We start from the raw sequence: 16,738 nt of genomic DNA, 5'->3' as shown, positions 1-16,738 counted from the left end.
TCACGCCGTTCTCACCATCCTTTTTCAGAATCGGTTTGATAGGTTATCCAAGAACGAACATCAGAGATTAAATACAGCGTGCCGGATACGACCGCCAGATCATCCTGCTCAGTTCTATTTGTTAATAAGGTTAAAGCCTGCTTCCAATCACGTTCCACAACAATGTCAACCTCACGATTCATCTCTCGAAGAAGACCACTTGCGATTTCGGCGAGTAGGGAAGCATCCCCTTTTTTATGAAAATTTGCTTCTGTAATAATGAGCGTATCCACCAATGGTAGTATATGCCTTAAGTAGCCTGTATGATTCTTCGTGGCTAGCATTCCTATCATCATGTGAAGCTTCTTATAGCTATAGACATTCTGAAGTGCTGCTGCCAACGTTGCAGCCCCCTCAGGGTTATGAGCCCCGTCAATTAGGATGCGCGGCTCCTGTGAAACCATTTCCAATCGCCCTGGCCATTTCGTCCCCTCAAGCCCCTTCTGCAAATCTACGTCCTCCACGATGGTGGCGTAATATTGACGAAGAACCTCAAGTGTCATGACCGCTACGGCAGCATTCTTCAATTGATGTTCACCGTTCAATGTAATCGACAGATTCGGAATAGGCCGAAATGGTCCGTTAAATTGAAAGCTTTGATGATCTAGCTCACTCTTCACTTCGGTCAAGTTAAATTGATCACCAAGCGAATAAAGTGTAGCTTTCTTCGCCTTCGCCGTTTCTTCAATAACACTCCAAATCGCCGCAGGCTCCACCGCTGTAATGACAGGAACTCCTGCTTTAATAATTCCCGCTTTTTCAGCTGCTACAAGCTCTAGGGTATCCCCTAGAATATCCATGTGATCATGACCGACATTCGTAATAACGGTAACAATTGGATTCACGATATTCGTGCTATCCAGCCTTCCCCCGAGTCCGGTTTCCCATACTACATAATCGGGATAAGCCACTTTCCCAAAGTATAGAATCGCCAGTGCCGTTGAAATCTCAAACATCGTTGGCGAACCAACCTCTGTGGCTGCAATCTCATCCACAATTGGCTTCATCTCATTCACTAACCGAAGTAGAACGTCATCCTCGATGTCAGCGCCATTGACTTGTATACGGTTCGTATATCTCACCAAGTACGGCGACGTAAAGGTGCCCACATCATAGCCGCAAGCTTGAAGCACGGAAGCTAAGTAAGCACATGTAGAGCCCTTACCATTCGTTCCGGCCACATGAATGAACTTCAGCCTGCGTTCAGGGTGACCCAACTTCTCCATGAGTAGATGCATACGCTGGAGGCCCGGCTTCATGCCGAGCTTCTCCATGCGTCCAACGATCCAATCAATGGCTTCCTGTGCGGATTGGAATTCACCCGCAGTGTTCTTGATTTCATCCATTGTTCTCATCCTCTTTTACTATATGAATCACCATGTAGACGAACCTAGGCAATCGTATAATTTACGTTCCTTAAGCCTTTAACTCCGCTAATCGAGCGATAACTTTATCACGTTTGTCCGCATAATCAGCAAGCTTGGCTTTCTCTTCTTCGATGACTTTCGCTGGCGCCTTAGCTACAAAGCCTTCATTACCTAGCTTTTTCTCGATGCGCTCAACTTCACCATGTAAGGATTGCAGCTCTTTGTCCAAGCGTGCAAGCTCTTGCGTGATATCAATCAAGCCCGCTAATGGTAAGTAAAGTTCAGCCCCAGTGATAATCGCCGTCATTGCTTTGTCTGGTGCTGTCATTGTAAGGTCAATTTCAAGCAGGGACGTGTTACAGAAGCGTTTCAGGTATTCTTCATTTTTGCTGAGAATGTCCTGTGTCTCTGCACTAGCTGGTTTGATCAGTAGCTCGACTTTCTTACTCATCGGCACATTCACTTCAGCACGGATATTACGAACGGAACGAATTGCTTCCATCAAAAGCTCCATCTCACGAATCGCATCTGGCGCTTCGAAGGCGGCATTCTCTGTCGGCCAAGCCGCCAACGTAATCGTATCTCCCACATGCGGTAAATGCTGCCAGATCTCCTCTGAGATAAACGGCATGAACGGATGAATCAAACGTTGCGTTTGATCTAATACATAAGCTAGAACCGATTGTGTCTGCTTTTTCGCCGCTGCATCCGTTCCATATAAGCTCAGTTTACTGAACTCAATGTACCAGTCGCAGAGATCATCCCAGATGAAGTTATAGAGCAGACGCCCTGTTTCACCGAATTCGTAGCTGTCGATCAAACGAGTGACGTCACGAACCGTCTCGTTCAAACGATGCAAGATCCAACGATCCGCTGTCCCTAATGGACCTGTCAAATCAATATCCGCTGCGTTTACGCCTTCCAAATTCATCAGAGCAAATCGGGATGCGTTCCAAATCTTGTTGGCAAAATTACGAGCTTGCTCAACCCGCTCCCAACGGAAGCGCAAATCTTGACCCGGCGTGCTGCTCGTAGAAATCATATAGCGCATGGCATCCGCACCGTATTTCTCGATCACTTCCAACGGATCAACACCGTTTCCGAGAGATTTGGACATTTTACGTCCTTCGGAATCACGAACAAGACCATGCATGAGCACATCTTTAAATGGAATTTGGCCCGTAAATTCGAGTCCTTGGAAAATCATCCGAGAGACCCAGAAGTAAATGATATCGTAGCCAGTAACGAGTACACTTGTTGGGTAGAAACGCTTCATATCTTCAGAATCATTTGGCCAGCCTAATGTGGAGAAAGGCCATAGCGCTGAGCTGAACCATGTATCCAGAACATCGTTATCTTGATTAAGATTCGAGCTTTGACAATGGGAGCAGACAGTCGCATCTTCACGAGCAACGGTGATTTGACCGCAATCCGCACAGTGCCAAGCAGGAATCCGGTGCCCCCACCATAGTTGACGAGAAATACACCAGTCACGAACATTTTCAATCCAGTTCAAATACGTTTTCTCGAAGCGATCGGGTACAAAATTAACACCCTTGCCTGATTTTTGTGCTTCAATCGCTTGATTAGCAAGCGGCTGCATTTTCACGAACCATTGCGTGGACAAGTAAGGCTCAATAACTGCCCCACTGCGCTCGCTATGTCCAACTTGATGAACGTGCTCTTCGATTTTGATCAGAACACCTTGCTCTTTCAAGTCAGCCACGATTTGCTTACGGCACTCGAAACGGTCTTGCCCTTGGTACGGGCCGGCATTCGCGTTCATCGTTCCCGTTTCGTCCATAACAAGAATTTGCGGCAGATCGTGACGTTTACCTACTTCGAAATCGTTCGGATCATGAGCCGGTGTAATTTTTACCGCACCGCTTCCGAATTCTTTGTCAACATAATCGTCTGCAATAATCGGAATTTCACGGTTTACAATTGGCAGCAGCAAAGACTTCCCAATGAGGTGCTTATAGCGCTCATCTTTCGGATGAACAGCTACCGCTGTGTCTCCTAGCATCGTCTCCGGACGCGTTGTAGCGACGACGATCGAACCCGATCCGTCTGTTGTTTCATATTTCAAGTGGTACAGTGCACCTTGTACTTCTTTGTATTCTACTTCAATATCCGAAAGAGCAGTGCGTGCCGCTGGATCCCAGTTAATAATATAGTTGCCGCGATAGATGAGACCTTTTTCAAATAAGCTTACGAAAACTTCACGAACCGCTTGCGAAAGCCCTTCATCCAAGGTGAAGCGTTCACGCGAATAGTCCAGAGAGAAGCCCATTTTGGCCCATTGCTCACGAATCGTATCCGCATATAATTCTTTCCACTCCCATACCTTCTCCAAGAATTTCTCGCGCCCAAGATCATAACGCGTTTGTCCTTGCTCGCGAAGCTTCTGCTCTACACGTGTTTGTGTAGCAATACCAGCATGGTCAGAACCAGGCAGCCACAGTGTGTCAAAACCCTGCATCCGCTTCGTACGAATAAGAATATCTTGCAGTGTAAAATCAAGTGCATGCCCGATGTGCAGCATACCCGTTACGTTCGGAGGTGGTATCACAATCGTGTAGGTTTCCGCATCAGGACGGTTGCCTGCTTTGAAGAACTCATTTTTGATCCAGTAGTCGTACCACTTACGCTCCGCTTCTTTAGGGTCATACGTAGTAGGCATTTCCGTTTGTAATTTAGTTTCGGTCATCAATAGTACCTCCATATCTGGCTAGTTGTTATAAACACAAAAAAACCTTTCGCCCCAAAAAGGACGAAAGGTATAGCTTCCGTGGTACCACCTTCATTTCATGCGACCTGCCCCAATAGCAAATAACATGACACTTAAACAGATAACGGCTGCGACCGGAAAATGCTAATGCAGACGAGAAACGAAACTCGGCGATTGCACTCACATTTACTGCTCCAGGGCGACTTCGATCGGATGTATCCTGAGGAACCTCTCAGCGCTGCAGTTCCACTCTCTGAAGGGCGTTCCGACTACTACTCCCTATCTTTGCAATTCCATATGTTGGTTTGAAAATGATTTACACTATATGATATCGAATTATCGACACATAGTCAATAATTTCGACGCTAATTATCAGGATTATTTTCTAGTATTGGGTCAAACGGTGTAATTTATACTAGGTAAAACATAAGAGCCCCCAGCCGCTATTAGCAGCCAGAGGCTCTTGCCTATGTACAGGTATTTATTTGGGCAAATAAATAACTTGACCCACTACGATATCCTGATCGCCTAGACGATTCATCAATTGAAGCTCACGCGTCGTCAGCTGATAGCGCTTCGCTATGGATTCTAAGGTGTCGTCCTTCTGGACGATACATAGTTTGAGCTTCCTGAACTCTTGCGACTCCGATCTGCTCTGAAGGAATAATCGCCGCCACTCTACCGCATCTATCCGCGATTCCGCCTCAAGAGCCGCTTGCGCCTCAGCTTCCGCAAGCCGCTTGTCGGAAAGATACGTGCCTGCCTTAGATAATAGCGATTTAATACCATACGGGTTAACCTCCACGGCGTCCGTTGCTTTTTTGCCAAAAGCAACTTTAAGCTCCTTTTTCTCCTCCGTAACGACGGTGCTATCAGCATGCGGAGTCACCTTCAGCTCGATTTGTTCCACTTCGATACCTACCGTGTCATCGCCCGAATAAGTTTCCGGCTGAGCCGCAACAATCGTTGGTTCAGGTACAGCTGCAATCAACGTTGGTGTTGGCGTAGGTAATGGGGGAGGAAGAACTGGCGCTGGCGGTGGTTGGATCACTTGTTGAACTTGTGGAACTTGTGGAACCTGTTGAACCTGTGGCTCTTGAGCAAACGGCGCCGGTGTAGGTACAGGTTCTGAAACGTAAGGCATGACGGGCTCAGAGCGTGGGTACTCAATTTGATGGACAAAAGTAACCTCTTCTTCCTCCCGCCAGCTTTCTTGTGGCACAGAAACCATTTCTACACCTTGCAAGGAAAGTACACCTGTTACATTTAGGCTTCGTGCTGATAACAGGTCGATATCAAAATTCTCGATTTCCACCTGAATATCTTCTACACGATGAATGCGATTCAAGGGCAGCGTAATTTCGACAGGAATCAAATGCTCAAGCGTGCGAGGGCTGCCGCCTTCTTCACTAGAGTAGTTACCTGTAAGTAGGAGATTCCCCTTTAAGATCGCCTGATCATCCAGCGTTAGTACTTGAATATGCGGAAGCAATTCTACTTCATTTAATTCTTGTATTGCCGCCAAATTCTCCTGCAAATGCACACGTTCATAAATATCAAATCGTAACCCAGGTTGTTGTTCAGACACCGAATGAATCCTCCCTTCCGTTAATTCGAAACATTAAAGCAGCTCCGAATTGTTGGGTGATATACTTGATTGTCTCTAAAAGTATATGGGTGGATGAGTCCAGGCATGACTACATTTTTAATTCATTGACATTTGATCCAACAACGTCTTGAAATCAAGTGGATACGGAGCGTGTACAACGACCTCATTTTGCGTAATCGGATGCTTAAAGAGAAGTCTTTCTCCATGAAGGGCTTGTCGCTGAAACAAACGTGAAGAACCTCCATATAAAGTATCACCTACTAGTGGATGACCTAAATGGCTGAGATGGACACGAATTTGATGTGTTCTACCCGTCTCCAACTCCACTTCCACGAGTGCTCCAGCTTTCATTTGTTGAAGAACACGATAACACGTAATTGCCTGATCCCCGTTGGGAGCTACTCTTCGTTTCCCCGGCTGATGCCGGTCCTTACCGATCGGTTCATCAATTCGTCCTTCCTTCTCTTTGAAAATCCCCTGAGCTATCGCAACATAGCGTCTATCAATTTGTTTCTCCCGCATAGCTTCATCCAATAGGACATGCGCCCACTCATTTTTGGCATAAAGTATTACGCCTGTCGTATCTTGATCTAGACGGTGAATATGACGAATCCCGCAGGCTTGCCCAGTCGCTTCGTAATAATGAGCCACTGCGGAAGCCAGTGTTCCACCTTGACCAACTTCGGCCGGATGAACTGACATGCCAGCTGGCTTATTTACTACTAAAGTGAACTCATCCTCAAATAAAACGTCTAATGCATAAGACTCAGGTTTAATCGCCGCCTTTTCCTGAGGAAAGACCTTTAGCCGAATCGTATTATTTTCTATGCGAATAAGTCCCTGGGAAGCTAATCGCAGGAAAAATTTGCGAGGCACCGGCAGATACGCCGCTAATTCTTCAACAGCGCCAGGTTTAAGCGGTTTCCACTGAGCATTCGGAAGCGGCAGCTCCAACCATTCTCCATTGCGCGACCAAGTGATCATGATTTCATGCCTTTACGAAATGATAGGAAGATTGCTAGCAGAATTAGTAGAAATACAAAAACAATCGCCATAAGGTCGATTGGGAAATCAAAAAAGTAATAACGTTTCATAATTAGAACGAGCTCCTTAAGGAAGAGGGATTATGTACACTTTATTTTAACAATTACCATTACCATTTGCATGCAAAAATATGATACTATAATTCTTGTATTGTTTTTTTTCGACATTTTCTATCAATTTATTAATAGAGCAGGAGAGGTTTACCTTGGGTAGTTCAATTGCAAATCATTTTCGAAATTATAGTTGGATGAAGCGGACTTTACTCGTTATAGCAGTATGTATATTTTTAAGTTCTAGCTTTCTATTTCTAACCCCGCCAGGGACATTCATTCGTGAGTATTTGGCCAAAACAGTCATAACAACGCAGCATCGCGACTGGGCTTGGATCTTTGTAGGAGCACAGCGCCGAGATCAAATGGTTCTTGAAATGCAGAATCTAACAGAAGTTAACTCGATCGAGAAACAAGATATTGATGCTGTTCAGTTTAATACAAACCGCCCTATTGAGAGTCTCGTCAAAGTAGAAGACATTTCAGGCACCCTATGGAAGGGTAAGCGGATGTATGTATATGATCCACGTTCTATCCGTGTTGTCGTTCCTGCCAAACAAGGTGAAGGTGAACGAATCACAGCCATGGTTGAAAGAACGGGAGCTGTCGCAGGTGTCAATGGCGGAGGATTTAATGATCCTGACGGCCTTGGAAACGGATTTGCCCCAATCGGTGCTATTATGTCCGGTGGTGAAATTCTTTATACCGACCAAGAAGGAAGCAATCCTCAACAAATCGTCGGTTTCACTAAAGAAGGAACACTCATTATCGGTAAGTATACGATTAATGATTTATTGAAACTAGGTGTCTCAGAAGCTGTTTCCTTCTATCCGCGAGTTATCGCGAACGGTAAACCGCTAATCACAAGCGGTGATGGCGGATGGGGACGTGCACCGCGTACAGCGGTTGGCCAAAAAGCAGACGGTACGGTTATCTTTATCGTCATTGATGGCCGTCAAACTTCAAGTGTTGGAGCTACATTGAAAGAAGTACAGGATCTATTCTTAGAAGACGACGTAATCAACGCTGGATTCCTTGATGGTGGAGCATCTTCTGAAATGGTTTATAATAATGCACTCATTACAAAACCATCTAGCCGTTATGGCGAGCGACGTTTGCCGTCAGCTTTCTTAGTATTTGATCATCCTGAGAAAGTAGAAGTGAAGAACGTGTGGGCTGGTTTGACGACGATTGATGCAGGCGGTGCTTCTACTCACCCTGAATTCTTGAAAGAACAAGCAGAACTAAGGGCACAAGGTAAATTACCTACACCAACGCCGAAAGCAACACCAACACCAAAACCAGAACATACAGCTGAATCAGGCAAAGCTGGCGGGTCATCTTCGCCTTCAAGTACCGACTCGACTAAACCGAACTCGACGGATAAGCCGTCATCCGCATCACCAACGAACACAACTAGCCCTACACCAACATCTACAGGCAACCCAACACCAACTCCTACGCCAACGCCAAATAATGGGAATAATACGGGTGGCAACACAGGTAGTACGAAGCCAACGACAACAACGTTGCCAACGCCGAGTCCCACACCGAAGCCTGCAACGATTGGAACGGAGACTTCACCAAACACATCTACATCCACTTCTCCAACTAATAAACCTAACTAATACGAAATAGGGGCTGCACTCACGTAGAACATTCTACGGAGGGCAGCCCCTTTCTTGATTTTATAGTCGTTTCAAGGCTTCGCGATGAGCCTCGATCGTCATTTCAATATCCGCATCGGAATGCACTGTAGATACAAACATGCCCTCAAACTGCGAAGGTGCAACGGAAACACCCAAATCTAACAGGTTACCGAAATAGGCATTAAATCGAGCAAGATCGGATGTTTTGGCCGTGTCGTAGTTGGTGACAGCCGTCTCCGTGAAAAACGGACAAACCATGGATCCTACGCGATTAATCGTGCTGGCAATGCCGAACTCAGCAGCATTCGCAGCAAAGCCCGCTTCTAGTCTAGCTGACTTGCGTTCCAGTTCCTCATAAACATTCGGCTCGCCTAGTAAGGACAACGTTGCGAAACCTGCTGCCATGGCAAGTGGGTTTCCAGATAACGTACCTGCTTGGTAAATTGGTCCGGCAGGAGCAATCTGCTCCATAATGTCTAAGCGGCCGCCATAAGCACCTACAGGAAGCCCGCCGCCGATAACTTTACCTAGGCAAGTTAAATCTGGTGTTACGCTGTATAAACCCTGAGCACAGTTCTTATGTACGCGGAATCCGGTCATAACCTCATCGAAAATCAGCAAGGAGCCATATTGTTTGGTAATGTCACGAAGTCCTTGCAAGAAGCCTGCTGCTGGAGGAACAACCCCCATATTCCCTGCAATAGGTTCAACGATTAGCGCGGCAATTTCTTCTCCGAACTTTTCAAATACAAGCTTCACGGAATCCAAATCATTATAAGGTACCGTAATTGTATTGGACGCAACGCTGCTTGGCACACCAGGACTATCTGGTAATCCAAGTGTTGCAACCCCAGAACCAGCCTTGATCAACAAAGCATCCGCATGCCCATGATAGCTTCCTTCGAATTTCACGATCTTGTCGCGCTTCGTGAATCCACGTGCTAGGCGCAACGCACTCATGGTGGCTTCTGTCCCCGAATTAACCATGCGAACCATATCAATGGACGGTACGCGTTCAATGACAAGCTTCGCCATTTCGGTTTCGAGCAACGTCGGAGCACCAAAGCTTGTACCTTTTACTGCTGTAGCCTGAATCGCTTCCAAAACCTTCGGATGCGCATGACCTACGATGAGTGGCCCCCATGAACCTACATAATCAATAAAGGTATTCCCATCAATATCCGTTACTCGCGAGCCGGACCCACTCTCCATGAATAAAGGTGTTAAGCCCACCGATTTAAACGCACGAACTGGACTGTTCACCCCTCCAGGAATCAGCTTTCTTGATTCTTGAAAAGCAGCCGCTGACTGTTTGTCGATTCTGCTCGAATTTCCCATTATGTAGCCCCCAATAACGTGATCTTGTGATAAAATGAGGTCATATCCTACCAATAACTACCTTAAAGGCGGTACAACCTATGCTAGAGCTAATCAAGAAAGTTCCTTTATTTGCCCAACTGGGCGAACATCAATTGAACGCCCTTATTGAAATTTGTACAAGACGTACTTATAAAGCAGGCACGATCCTATTTCAAGAAAAAGAACTCGGTTCCGTATTCTATATGGTTCTCAGCGGTTCCGTTAAGATCTTCACAACGAGTACTTCAGGTGAGGAAAAAATTCTGACGATTTGCAAAAGCAGCGAAAGCTTCGGTGAGCTTTCTCTCATAGATGGCAAACCTCGTTCTGCCTCAGCTCAAACCTTGGAAGAATGCACACTTCTTACGATTACTGGCCAAAGCTTCCTTGATCTGCTTCGTAATCATTTTGACATTAGCCTTGGAATCATGCAAGAGCTCAGTAATCGTCTGCGCGATACGAATCAGCAAGTCTATGATCTGACCTTCGTAGATGCAAGAACACGGGTCATCAAAAGCTTAATCAAAATGGCAAACTCGCATGGCCTGCGTAAAGGCACCACAATCGTCATTAAACTTGTTCTGAACTTTGACGAAATTTCCCAGCTAGCTGGTGTTCAGAAATCGACACTCATGCAAGTCATTCGTGATCTCGAAGAGAAGAAAATCTTGACCATCTCTGCCAATGAATTCACTTTGGAGTTGACCAAGCTCCGTTAATACGATTTGATTTATTTCGCCACTAGGTTCGTGTAAGAACAAGATCAGCAAGCTGATTTGCGGCTTCTTTTCCTTGCCGTATACAATCGGGAAGTCCAACACCATGAAACCCTGCACCAGTTACCAGTACTCGCGGCATGGCTGCCGTTAGTTCTTTCTTGAAATCCGCTATCGCCTCTAAATGGCCAACAGGGTATTGCGGCATAGAATGCATCAACCTCGTCACTTCAACAAAACCAGGTTCAGCCGTAATCCCAAGCAGATCACCTATATCATGTCGTGCTTTACTGATTAATTGCTCATCGGACCATGCCGGCCATTCCTGCTCGCCAGAACGACCAATATAACAACGAAGCAGCACCTTGCCTTCTGGTGCAGCATGCAGCCACTTCGCTGAGGTTAATGTACAAGCTGTAATGGTATAACCCTCATTCTTAGGAACGAGGAAACCAGAGGCATCCAGTTCAAATGGGATATCTTTACGATCGAATGCCATAATCACATTGGCTACCGATATATAATCAATCTTCGCTAGTTCGGTTGCTGCTGGCAGCTCCGAAAGCAGCTTCGCCGCTTGATACGTTGGCGTCGTCACAATGACCCCGTCAACGATCTCACGTTGACCGTCCTCAAATACAACCTCTGTTTGTCCGTCCTCTACACAACGCACGGACACAACACCAACACCCGCACGTAAATCTATCGTACTTAAAGAATCGATTAAGCCACTGACTAGCGATTGCAGCCCTCGCTTAAACGTTACAAATACGGAATTGCGAACAGCCGCAGGCAAATGCACGCTTTCCTCGGTCACATTTTTGCGGCTAGCCATCATCCCAAGAATTAAGCTGCGATTCTTCTGCTCCATAGCCCGAAACTGCGGGAAGGTGGATTTCAAGCTAAGCTTATACGTATCCCCGGCATAAATCCCTGCAAGCAGCGGCTCAACAATGCGCTCAAGCACTTCCTTACCGAGTCGGCGCTCCAGAAAATGTCCAAGCGACTCATCCGTCGAGACATCACGCTTCGGCAAAATTAAGTCCATCGCAGCGCGAAGCTTGCCCATTGGTGAAATAAGACCTGTCTTCATAAACGGTGTCATTTGAGTCGGGATTCCCAGAACCAAGCCAGGAGGCATGCGATGCAGCTTTCTCCCACGAACAATATATGTTTTCTTCGCTTTCGGATTCGTAGCTGTCAGCTCGTTCTCCAGTCCTAAATCATAAGCCAAATCAATAATGGGACGCTTACGCGCTAGGAAGGAATCTGGCCCCTTTTCAATGACAAAGCCGTCACGCTCAATCGTATGAATTTTTCCGCCAAATGACGGTGATTTCTCGACCACAGAAATACGAAAAGAGGGACATCTGACATCTGTCTCCAACTGTTTTTTCAAATAAAAAGCAGCGCTCAGCCCCGTGATACCGCCGCCTATAATCATATAATGAGGCACTTTATGACTCATTTCGAACTCGCTGCCTCTTGCCATTTCTTGTAGACAACATCGCTTAAGGTTTCCATATATAGAGGATCCGTGTTAAGCGACTCTGTTCGTTCCAAGTGGACACCAAGCTCTTTCGCCAACGCCTGTGCTTCGATATCGATATCATAAAGAACTTCTAAATGATCGGAAACGAAACCAATTGGACAGAGGAGTATCTTATCCACGCCTTCTTCTTGCTTGATCGTACGCATAACGTCCATAATATCCGGACCTAACCAAGGCATGGCTGTCTGGCCCGCACTTTGCCAACCAAACTGCCAATTCGTAAGACCAACCCGCTCAGCAAGTGCTTTGGAGGTAGCCAGCAATTGATCAGGATACGGATCCTTCATTTCAAGAATTTTCTCCGGCAAGCTATGAGCTGTAAAGATAACTCTCACGTTATCTCGATCCGCCTCAGCGAATTTCCCCAAAGCGTTCTCAACACGTGTTTGCAAAGCTTCCAGCAGCTTACCATGGAGGTGATAATCCAGAACGAAAGTCATGTTAAGACCTAGCGCTTCCGCCTTATCCTTCGCCCTCTTCACATAGCCACCGACACTCATCGTCGAGTAGTGAGGCGCTAGAACGATCCCTACAGCCTCTGTGATGCCGTCCTTAACCATTTGCTCAACACCGTCTTCTACGTAGGGCTGAGCGTGCTTAAGGCCTTGGTAGCAGACGAATTCAAGTTCAGGATGCTCTTGGCGAAGCGTAGCTTCGAGTCCTTTTACTTGTTTATTCGTATTTTCACGCAGCGGGAAGAAGCCACCGACAATAGCCTCATAACGCGTCGTTAATTCATGTAATTGCTCCGGGGTCGGCGGATGACCACGTCGGATATGCGTATAATACGCTTCTACCTGATCTAAACTTTCCGGCGTACCATACGACATCACTAAGACGCCAATGCGCGTTTTGGTCATGTTAAACACCACTCTTTCCAGCTTGCTGGGTTAAAACCGAATGCGAATAGGTATGAACAAACGTCGTTAATTCCTTCAATTTCTCCAGCGATGCTTCTGGGAATAAGCCATGTCCTAGGTTGAAAATAAACCCTGGCTGCTTCATCCCTTCATCCATAATGGCTTTCGCTTGCGCTTCAATCACACTCATCGGCGCTGTTAGAATATATGGATCTAAGTTCCCTTGTACCGCATATCGGTTCTGTAATCTTTCACGACCAACTGAAATCGGTACACGCCAATCCAAACCAATTACATCAGCTTGAATCGTTGTCAGATATGGCAGCAATTCACCTGAGCTAACGCCAGGGAAATAAATCTTCGGTTCTTTCAAATCGGACAGCTCTTTGAAAATCCGCATCATCGTAGGACGTACGTAGACGTCGAAATCGGCTGGAGAGAGCGCCCCCACCCAGCTATCGAATACTTGAACGGCTTTCGCCCCATTGGCGATATGTGCACGCAGATACGTGATAACCATATCCCCGAGCTTATCCATTAAAGCAAACCAGACTGCTGGTTCGGAATACATCATTTGCTTGGTGCGAATATAGCTCTTGGAGGGTCTGCCCTCAATCAAATAGCTGGCGATCGTAAATGGCGCACCCGCGAACGAAATCAACGGAACCTCTAATTCTTTATCTAAAATGCGAATCGTTTGAAGAATGTGGGACAAGTCCTTCTCCACATCAATTGGACGAAGTCGTTCAACATCTTGTGCCGTACGAACCGGCGTATGTATCACAGGCCCGATATCCTTCACAATATCAAAGTCAACACCCAACGAAGCCACTGGGTTCATAATATCCGAATACAAAATCGCGGCATCTACGCCAAGCTTTTTGATCGGCATCATCGTCACTTCAGCTGCAAGCTCCGGTTGCTGACAAATTTCGAGCAAGGAGTACTTTTCCTTGATCTTACGGTAGTCTGGGTCGTAGCGACCAGCTTGACGCATATACCACACCGGTAGTGTATCTACCTGTTCTTTCCGGCATGCTTTAATAAAATTATCGTTATAACTCATGAGGCACCTTCCTCTTGTTTCCATCTATTCTCATCCATTATGCCCTAATTATACCCCTCTCACAACCAAGGTAAGCTTACCTATTGCGACAAAAGTATGACAAAAAGAACCACCCGAACTCCGTAATAGATCACAGAGGACAAATGGTTCATGATCTCCTTACTTTTGCAAGTAGCGAGCGATATCTTTGGCGAAATATGTCAGGATAATATCTGCTCCTGCACGTTTGAAGCTTGTCATCGTTTCCATCACAATCGCTTCTTCATTCACCCAGCCTTGCTGAGCAGCAGCCTTCACCATGGCGTACTCTGCGCTCACATTGTAAGCGACAACTGGCAAGTCGAAGTTATCCTTCAGCATGCGGATAATATCCATGTAAGCAAGTGCTGGCTTCACCATTAAGAAATCAGCGCCCTCGACGACGTCGCTTGATGCTTCGCGAAGAGCTTCACGGCCGTTAGCCGGATCCATTTGATACGTTTTCCGATCACCGAATTGCGGTGTGGAATGCGCGGCATCACGGAAAGGTCCATAGTAGGCCGAAGCATATTTGACCGAATATGCCATGATTGGCGTGTTCTCATAACCAGCCTCATCAAGTCCAGCGCGAATGGCTTGCACATAACCATCCATCATATTGGAAGGAGCGATAATATCCGCACCCGCTTTGGCTTGAGATACAGCCGTACGAACCAGAAGCTCCAAGGAAGGATCGTTTGCGACATCCGCTTGCCCTGTAATGGGATGGTGATGAATGACGCCACAATGACCCGTATCGGTAAATTGGCATAAACACGTGTCTGCGATAATCAACAAGTTAGGGTTGAGCTCTTTAATATAACGTGTTGCTTGCTGAACGATGCCATCATCCATAAATGCGGATGTTCCAGTTGCATCTTTATAATCAGGTACACCGAACAAGAGAATCGCTTGGATGCCCAATTGCGTGATTTCATCGATTTCCTCTTTTACACGATCAAGTGAAAAATGATACACACCAGGCATCGAGGCAATTTCTGACTTTACATTGGTACCATGCGTAACAAAAATCGGTTGAACGACATCGTTCACTGTCACTTGATTCTCACGAACTAGATTACGAATGGCTGCATTTCCGCGTAAGCGGCGGTTACGAACGATTGGAAAACTCATGCTGGATTTCCGCCTCCTTGAATCATGCTTTGTACCAAAGAAGCCACTGTTGCTTCTTCAGCCGTATATGTAATCGACAGTCCTGCTTGTAAGACGGTTTCTGCCGTTTTGGGACCAATAACTGCAATCTCCACGCCTTGCAGTAGCGATAACGGATCTTCCATACCGAGTTGCTTTAGCGCTTCGAGTAAATTCGTAACGGTCGATGAGCTTGTAAAAGTTATGATATGAATGCTTTGATTTTGCAAAAGATGAATAATCTCTTCACCGTCATCGGTTGTCAGTACATTCTCATACACATCCACTTCAGTAACTTCGAGACCAAGCTCCTTCAATTTAGATGGTAAATAATCACGTGCTAAGTCTGCTGTCGGCAGCAATACTTTCTGACCTACGTTCAAATCCCCTTGAATGGCATCTAGGATGCCTTCCCCTTGATACTTGGCCGGTAGGATGTCTGCGATGATACCACGCTCAGCGAGCGCCTCAGCGGTCTTAGGACCTACTGCAGCAATTCGGGCGTTCCCCATTCTTCGAACATCAATGCCTAACTCACGCAGTCTGCGGAAGAAGAATTCAACGCCATTCGCACTCGTTAGCACAATCCAGTCAAACTCCTGCAGTCTCTCTAGTGCGAGATCCAATGCTTGCCTAGCTTCTTGGCCACTTGGCGGCTGTAACCGAATGACAGGGAATTCGACGGGTTCTCCACCCAAATCATCGATAAGATCCACAAGTTCACTCGCTTGACTTCGAGCTCTCGTGACGAGCACTCGCTTACCAAACAGCGGCTTCTTCTCCATCCATGCCAGCTTCTCACGAAGCTTCACAACCTCGCCCACAATAATGACGGCTGGAGATTTAAAGTTCGCTTCTCTTACTTTTTCTGTGATATCTGCAAGTGTACCTGTAATCGTCGCTTGATCCGCCCAAGTTCCCCAACGCACTAAGGCAACGGGCATTTCTGGCGGTTTCCCACAGCGAATTAACTCGCGGCATATTTGCTCAAGATTGGCAACGCCCATCAGGAACACCATCGTGCCAATCGCTTTGGCCAGATGTTCCCAGTTCAAGCTGGAATATGTTTTATTTGGATACTCATGGCCCGTTACAATCGCTACTGACGAGGTGAAATCACGATGTGTGACAGGAATCCCTGCATAAGCAGGAACGGCGATCGAAGAGGTGATTCCCGGGATAATGTCATAAGTAACATTGTTATCTGCCAGTAGCTCGGCTTCTTCCCCAACACGTCCGAATACACTCGGATCTCCGCCTTTAAGACGTGTTACGATCTTCCCTTGCAAAGCCAAATCCACAAGCAACTGATTGATTTCTTCTTGCTTTAATATATGTTTATCTGGCAGCTTGCCAACAAAGATGAGTTCTGCTTCCGGTCTACGATGCTTCAATAAGCGTGGATTCGCCAGTCGATCATATACGATGACATCAGCTCTTTGGATCGCTTCCATCCCGCGTACCGAGATAAGCTTAGGATCTCCAGGACCCGCTCCAACAAGAAAAACTCTTCCTTTGTTCATAGC

Annotated in this window: 12 protein-coding genes and 1 other annotated feature; of the genes, 2 read left to right on the top strand and 10 right to left on the bottom strand. The window is 46.4% G+C overall.

Going from position 1 to position 16,738, the window contains the following annotated elements; all coding sequences use genetic code 11:
• Positions 1–11 precede the first annotated feature (11 nt).
• From ACSQ8P_RS09330 to ACSQ8P_RS09315, 4 genes are all read right to left on the bottom strand, one after another.
• Entirely contained in the window at positions 12–1,385 is a 1,374-nt protein-coding gene (locus ACSQ8P_RS09330; protein ID WP_436234921.1) for a bifunctional folylpolyglutamate synthase/dihydrofolate synthase, read from the bottom strand.
• A gap of 70 nt (positions 1,386–1,455) precedes the next feature.
• Positions 1,456–4,116, bottom strand: a complete 2,661-nt coding sequence (locus tag ACSQ8P_RS09325) for a valine--tRNA ligase (RefSeq protein WP_436234920.1) — start codon at positions 4,114–4,116, stop codon at positions 1,456–1,458.
• Between the two features lie 56 nt (positions 4,117–4,172).
• Positions 4,173–4,432, bottom strand: a binding site (T-box leader).
• A gap of 186 nt (positions 4,433–4,618) precedes the next feature.
• Positions 4,619–5,725, bottom strand: coding sequence for a LysM peptidoglycan-binding domain-containing protein (locus ACSQ8P_RS09320; RefSeq protein WP_436234919.1), 1,107 nt, complete (start codon positions 5,723–5,725; stop codon positions 4,619–4,621).
• A 117-nt stretch (positions 5,726–5,842) separates the two neighbouring features.
• On the bottom strand, positions 5,843–6,730 hold the full coding sequence (locus tag ACSQ8P_RS09315; RefSeq protein WP_436234918.1) for an RluA family pseudouridine synthase: 888 nt from the start codon (positions 6,728–6,730) through the stop codon (positions 5,843–5,845).
• Positions 6,731–6,995: 265 nt separating this feature from the next.
• On the opposite strand from ACSQ8P_RS09315, the gene ACSQ8P_RS09310 reads away from it, so the two are divergent.
• The gene (locus ACSQ8P_RS09310) at positions 6,996–8,468 is read left to right on the top strand and encodes a phosphodiester glycosidase family protein (RefSeq protein ID WP_436234917.1); all 1,473 of its coding nucleotides are present in this window, start codon (positions 6,996–6,998) and stop codon (positions 8,466–8,468) included.
• A 60-nt stretch (positions 8,469–8,528) separates the two neighbouring features.
• Here the strand turns inward: ACSQ8P_RS09310 and hemL are convergent, their stop codons facing one another.
• A complete protein-coding gene (gene hemL, locus ACSQ8P_RS09305; protein ID WP_436234916.1) occupies positions 8,529–9,827 on the bottom strand; it encodes a glutamate-1-semialdehyde 2,1-aminomutase in 1,299 nt (432 codons plus the stop codon).
• Positions 9,828–9,907: 80 nt separating this feature from the next.
• Between hemL and ACSQ8P_RS09300 the strand changes: the two genes are divergently transcribed.
• Positions 9,908–10,567 carry a Crp/Fnr family transcriptional regulator gene (locus ACSQ8P_RS09300; protein WP_436234915.1) on the top strand — a complete coding sequence of 220 codons (660 nt, stop codon included), beginning with the start codon at positions 9,908–9,910 and terminating at the stop codon, positions 10,565–10,567.
• A gap of 22 nt (positions 10,568–10,589) precedes the next feature.
• Here the strand turns inward: ACSQ8P_RS09300 and hemG are convergent, their stop codons facing one another.
• The 5 genes from hemG to cobA form a co-directional block, all read right to left on the bottom strand.
• On the bottom strand, positions 10,590–12,032 hold the full coding sequence (hemG, locus tag ACSQ8P_RS09295) for a protoporphyrinogen oxidase (RefSeq protein WP_436239485.1): 1,443 nt from the start codon (positions 12,030–12,032) through the stop codon (positions 10,590–10,592).
• Positions 12,029–12,976, bottom strand: a complete 948-nt coding sequence (gene hemH / locus ACSQ8P_RS09290) for a ferrochelatase (protein WP_436234914.1) — start codon at positions 12,974–12,976, stop codon at positions 12,029–12,031. Before hemH ends, hemG begins: the two co-directional genes overlap by 4 nt.
• A gap of 1 nt (position 12,977) precedes the next feature.
• A complete protein-coding gene (hemE, locus tag ACSQ8P_RS09285; protein ID WP_436234913.1) occupies positions 12,978–14,042 on the bottom strand; it encodes a uroporphyrinogen decarboxylase in 1,065 nt (354 codons plus the stop codon).
• A 159-nt stretch (positions 14,043–14,201) separates the two neighbouring features.
• Positions 14,202–15,194 carry a porphobilinogen synthase gene (gene hemB, locus ACSQ8P_RS09280; protein ID WP_436234912.1) on the bottom strand — a complete coding sequence of 331 codons (993 nt, stop codon included), beginning with the start codon at positions 15,192–15,194 and terminating at the stop codon, positions 14,202–14,204.
• Entirely contained in the window at positions 15,191–16,735 is a 1,545-nt protein-coding gene (gene cobA, locus ACSQ8P_RS09275; RefSeq protein ID WP_436234911.1) for a uroporphyrinogen-III C-methyltransferase, read from the bottom strand. The genes hemB and cobA overlap by 4 nt, the downstream gene beginning before the upstream one ends.
• Between the last annotated feature and the right edge of the window lie 3 nt (positions 16,736–16,738).

This window comes from Paenibacillus sp. LjRoot153, from assembly GCF_964253085.1.
GTDB lineage: Bacteria > Bacillota > Bacilli > Paenibacillales > NBRC-103111 > Paenibacillus_E.
This window is presented reverse-complemented; position numbering and strand designations above follow the sequence as displayed.

Bases quoted from the DNA above. Each gene is read 5' to 3' on its own strand.
- ACSQ8P_RS09330 (WP_436234921.1), bottom strand. From the start codon at position 1,385: ATGGATGAAATCAAGAACACTGCGGGTGAATTCCAATCCGCACAGGAA.
- ACSQ8P_RS09325 (WP_436234920.1), bottom strand. From the start codon at position 4,116: ATGACCGAAACTAAATTACAAACGGAAATGCCTACTACGTATGACCCT.
- ACSQ8P_RS09315 (WP_436234918.1), bottom strand. From the start codon at position 6,730: ATGATCACTTGGTCGCGCAATGGAGAATGGTTGGAGCTGCCGCTTCCG.
- hemL (WP_436234916.1), bottom strand. From the start codon at position 9,827: ATGGGAAATTCGAGCAGAATCGACAAACAGTCAGCGGCTGCTTTTCAA.
- ACSQ8P_RS09300 (WP_436234915.1), top strand. From the start codon at position 9,908: ATGCTAGAGCTAATCAAGAAAGTTCCTTTATTTGCCCAACTGGGCGAA.
- hemG (WP_436239485.1), bottom strand. From the start codon at position 12,032: ATGAGTCATAAAGTGCCTCATTATATGATTATAGGCGGCGGTATCACG.
- hemH (WP_436234914.1), bottom strand. From the start codon at position 12,976: ATGACCAAAACGCGCATTGGCGTCTTAGTGATGTCGTATGGTACGCCG.
- hemE (WP_436234913.1), bottom strand. From the start codon at position 14,042: ATGAGTTATAACGATAATTTTATTAAAGCATGCCGGAAAGAACAGGTA.
- hemB (WP_436234912.1), bottom strand. From the start codon at position 15,194: ATGAGTTTTCCAATCGTTCGTAACCGCCGCTTACGCGGAAATGCAGCC.
- cobA (WP_436234911.1), bottom strand. From the start codon at position 16,735: ATGAACAAAGGAAGAGTTTTTCTTGTTGGAGCGGGTCCTGGAGATCCT.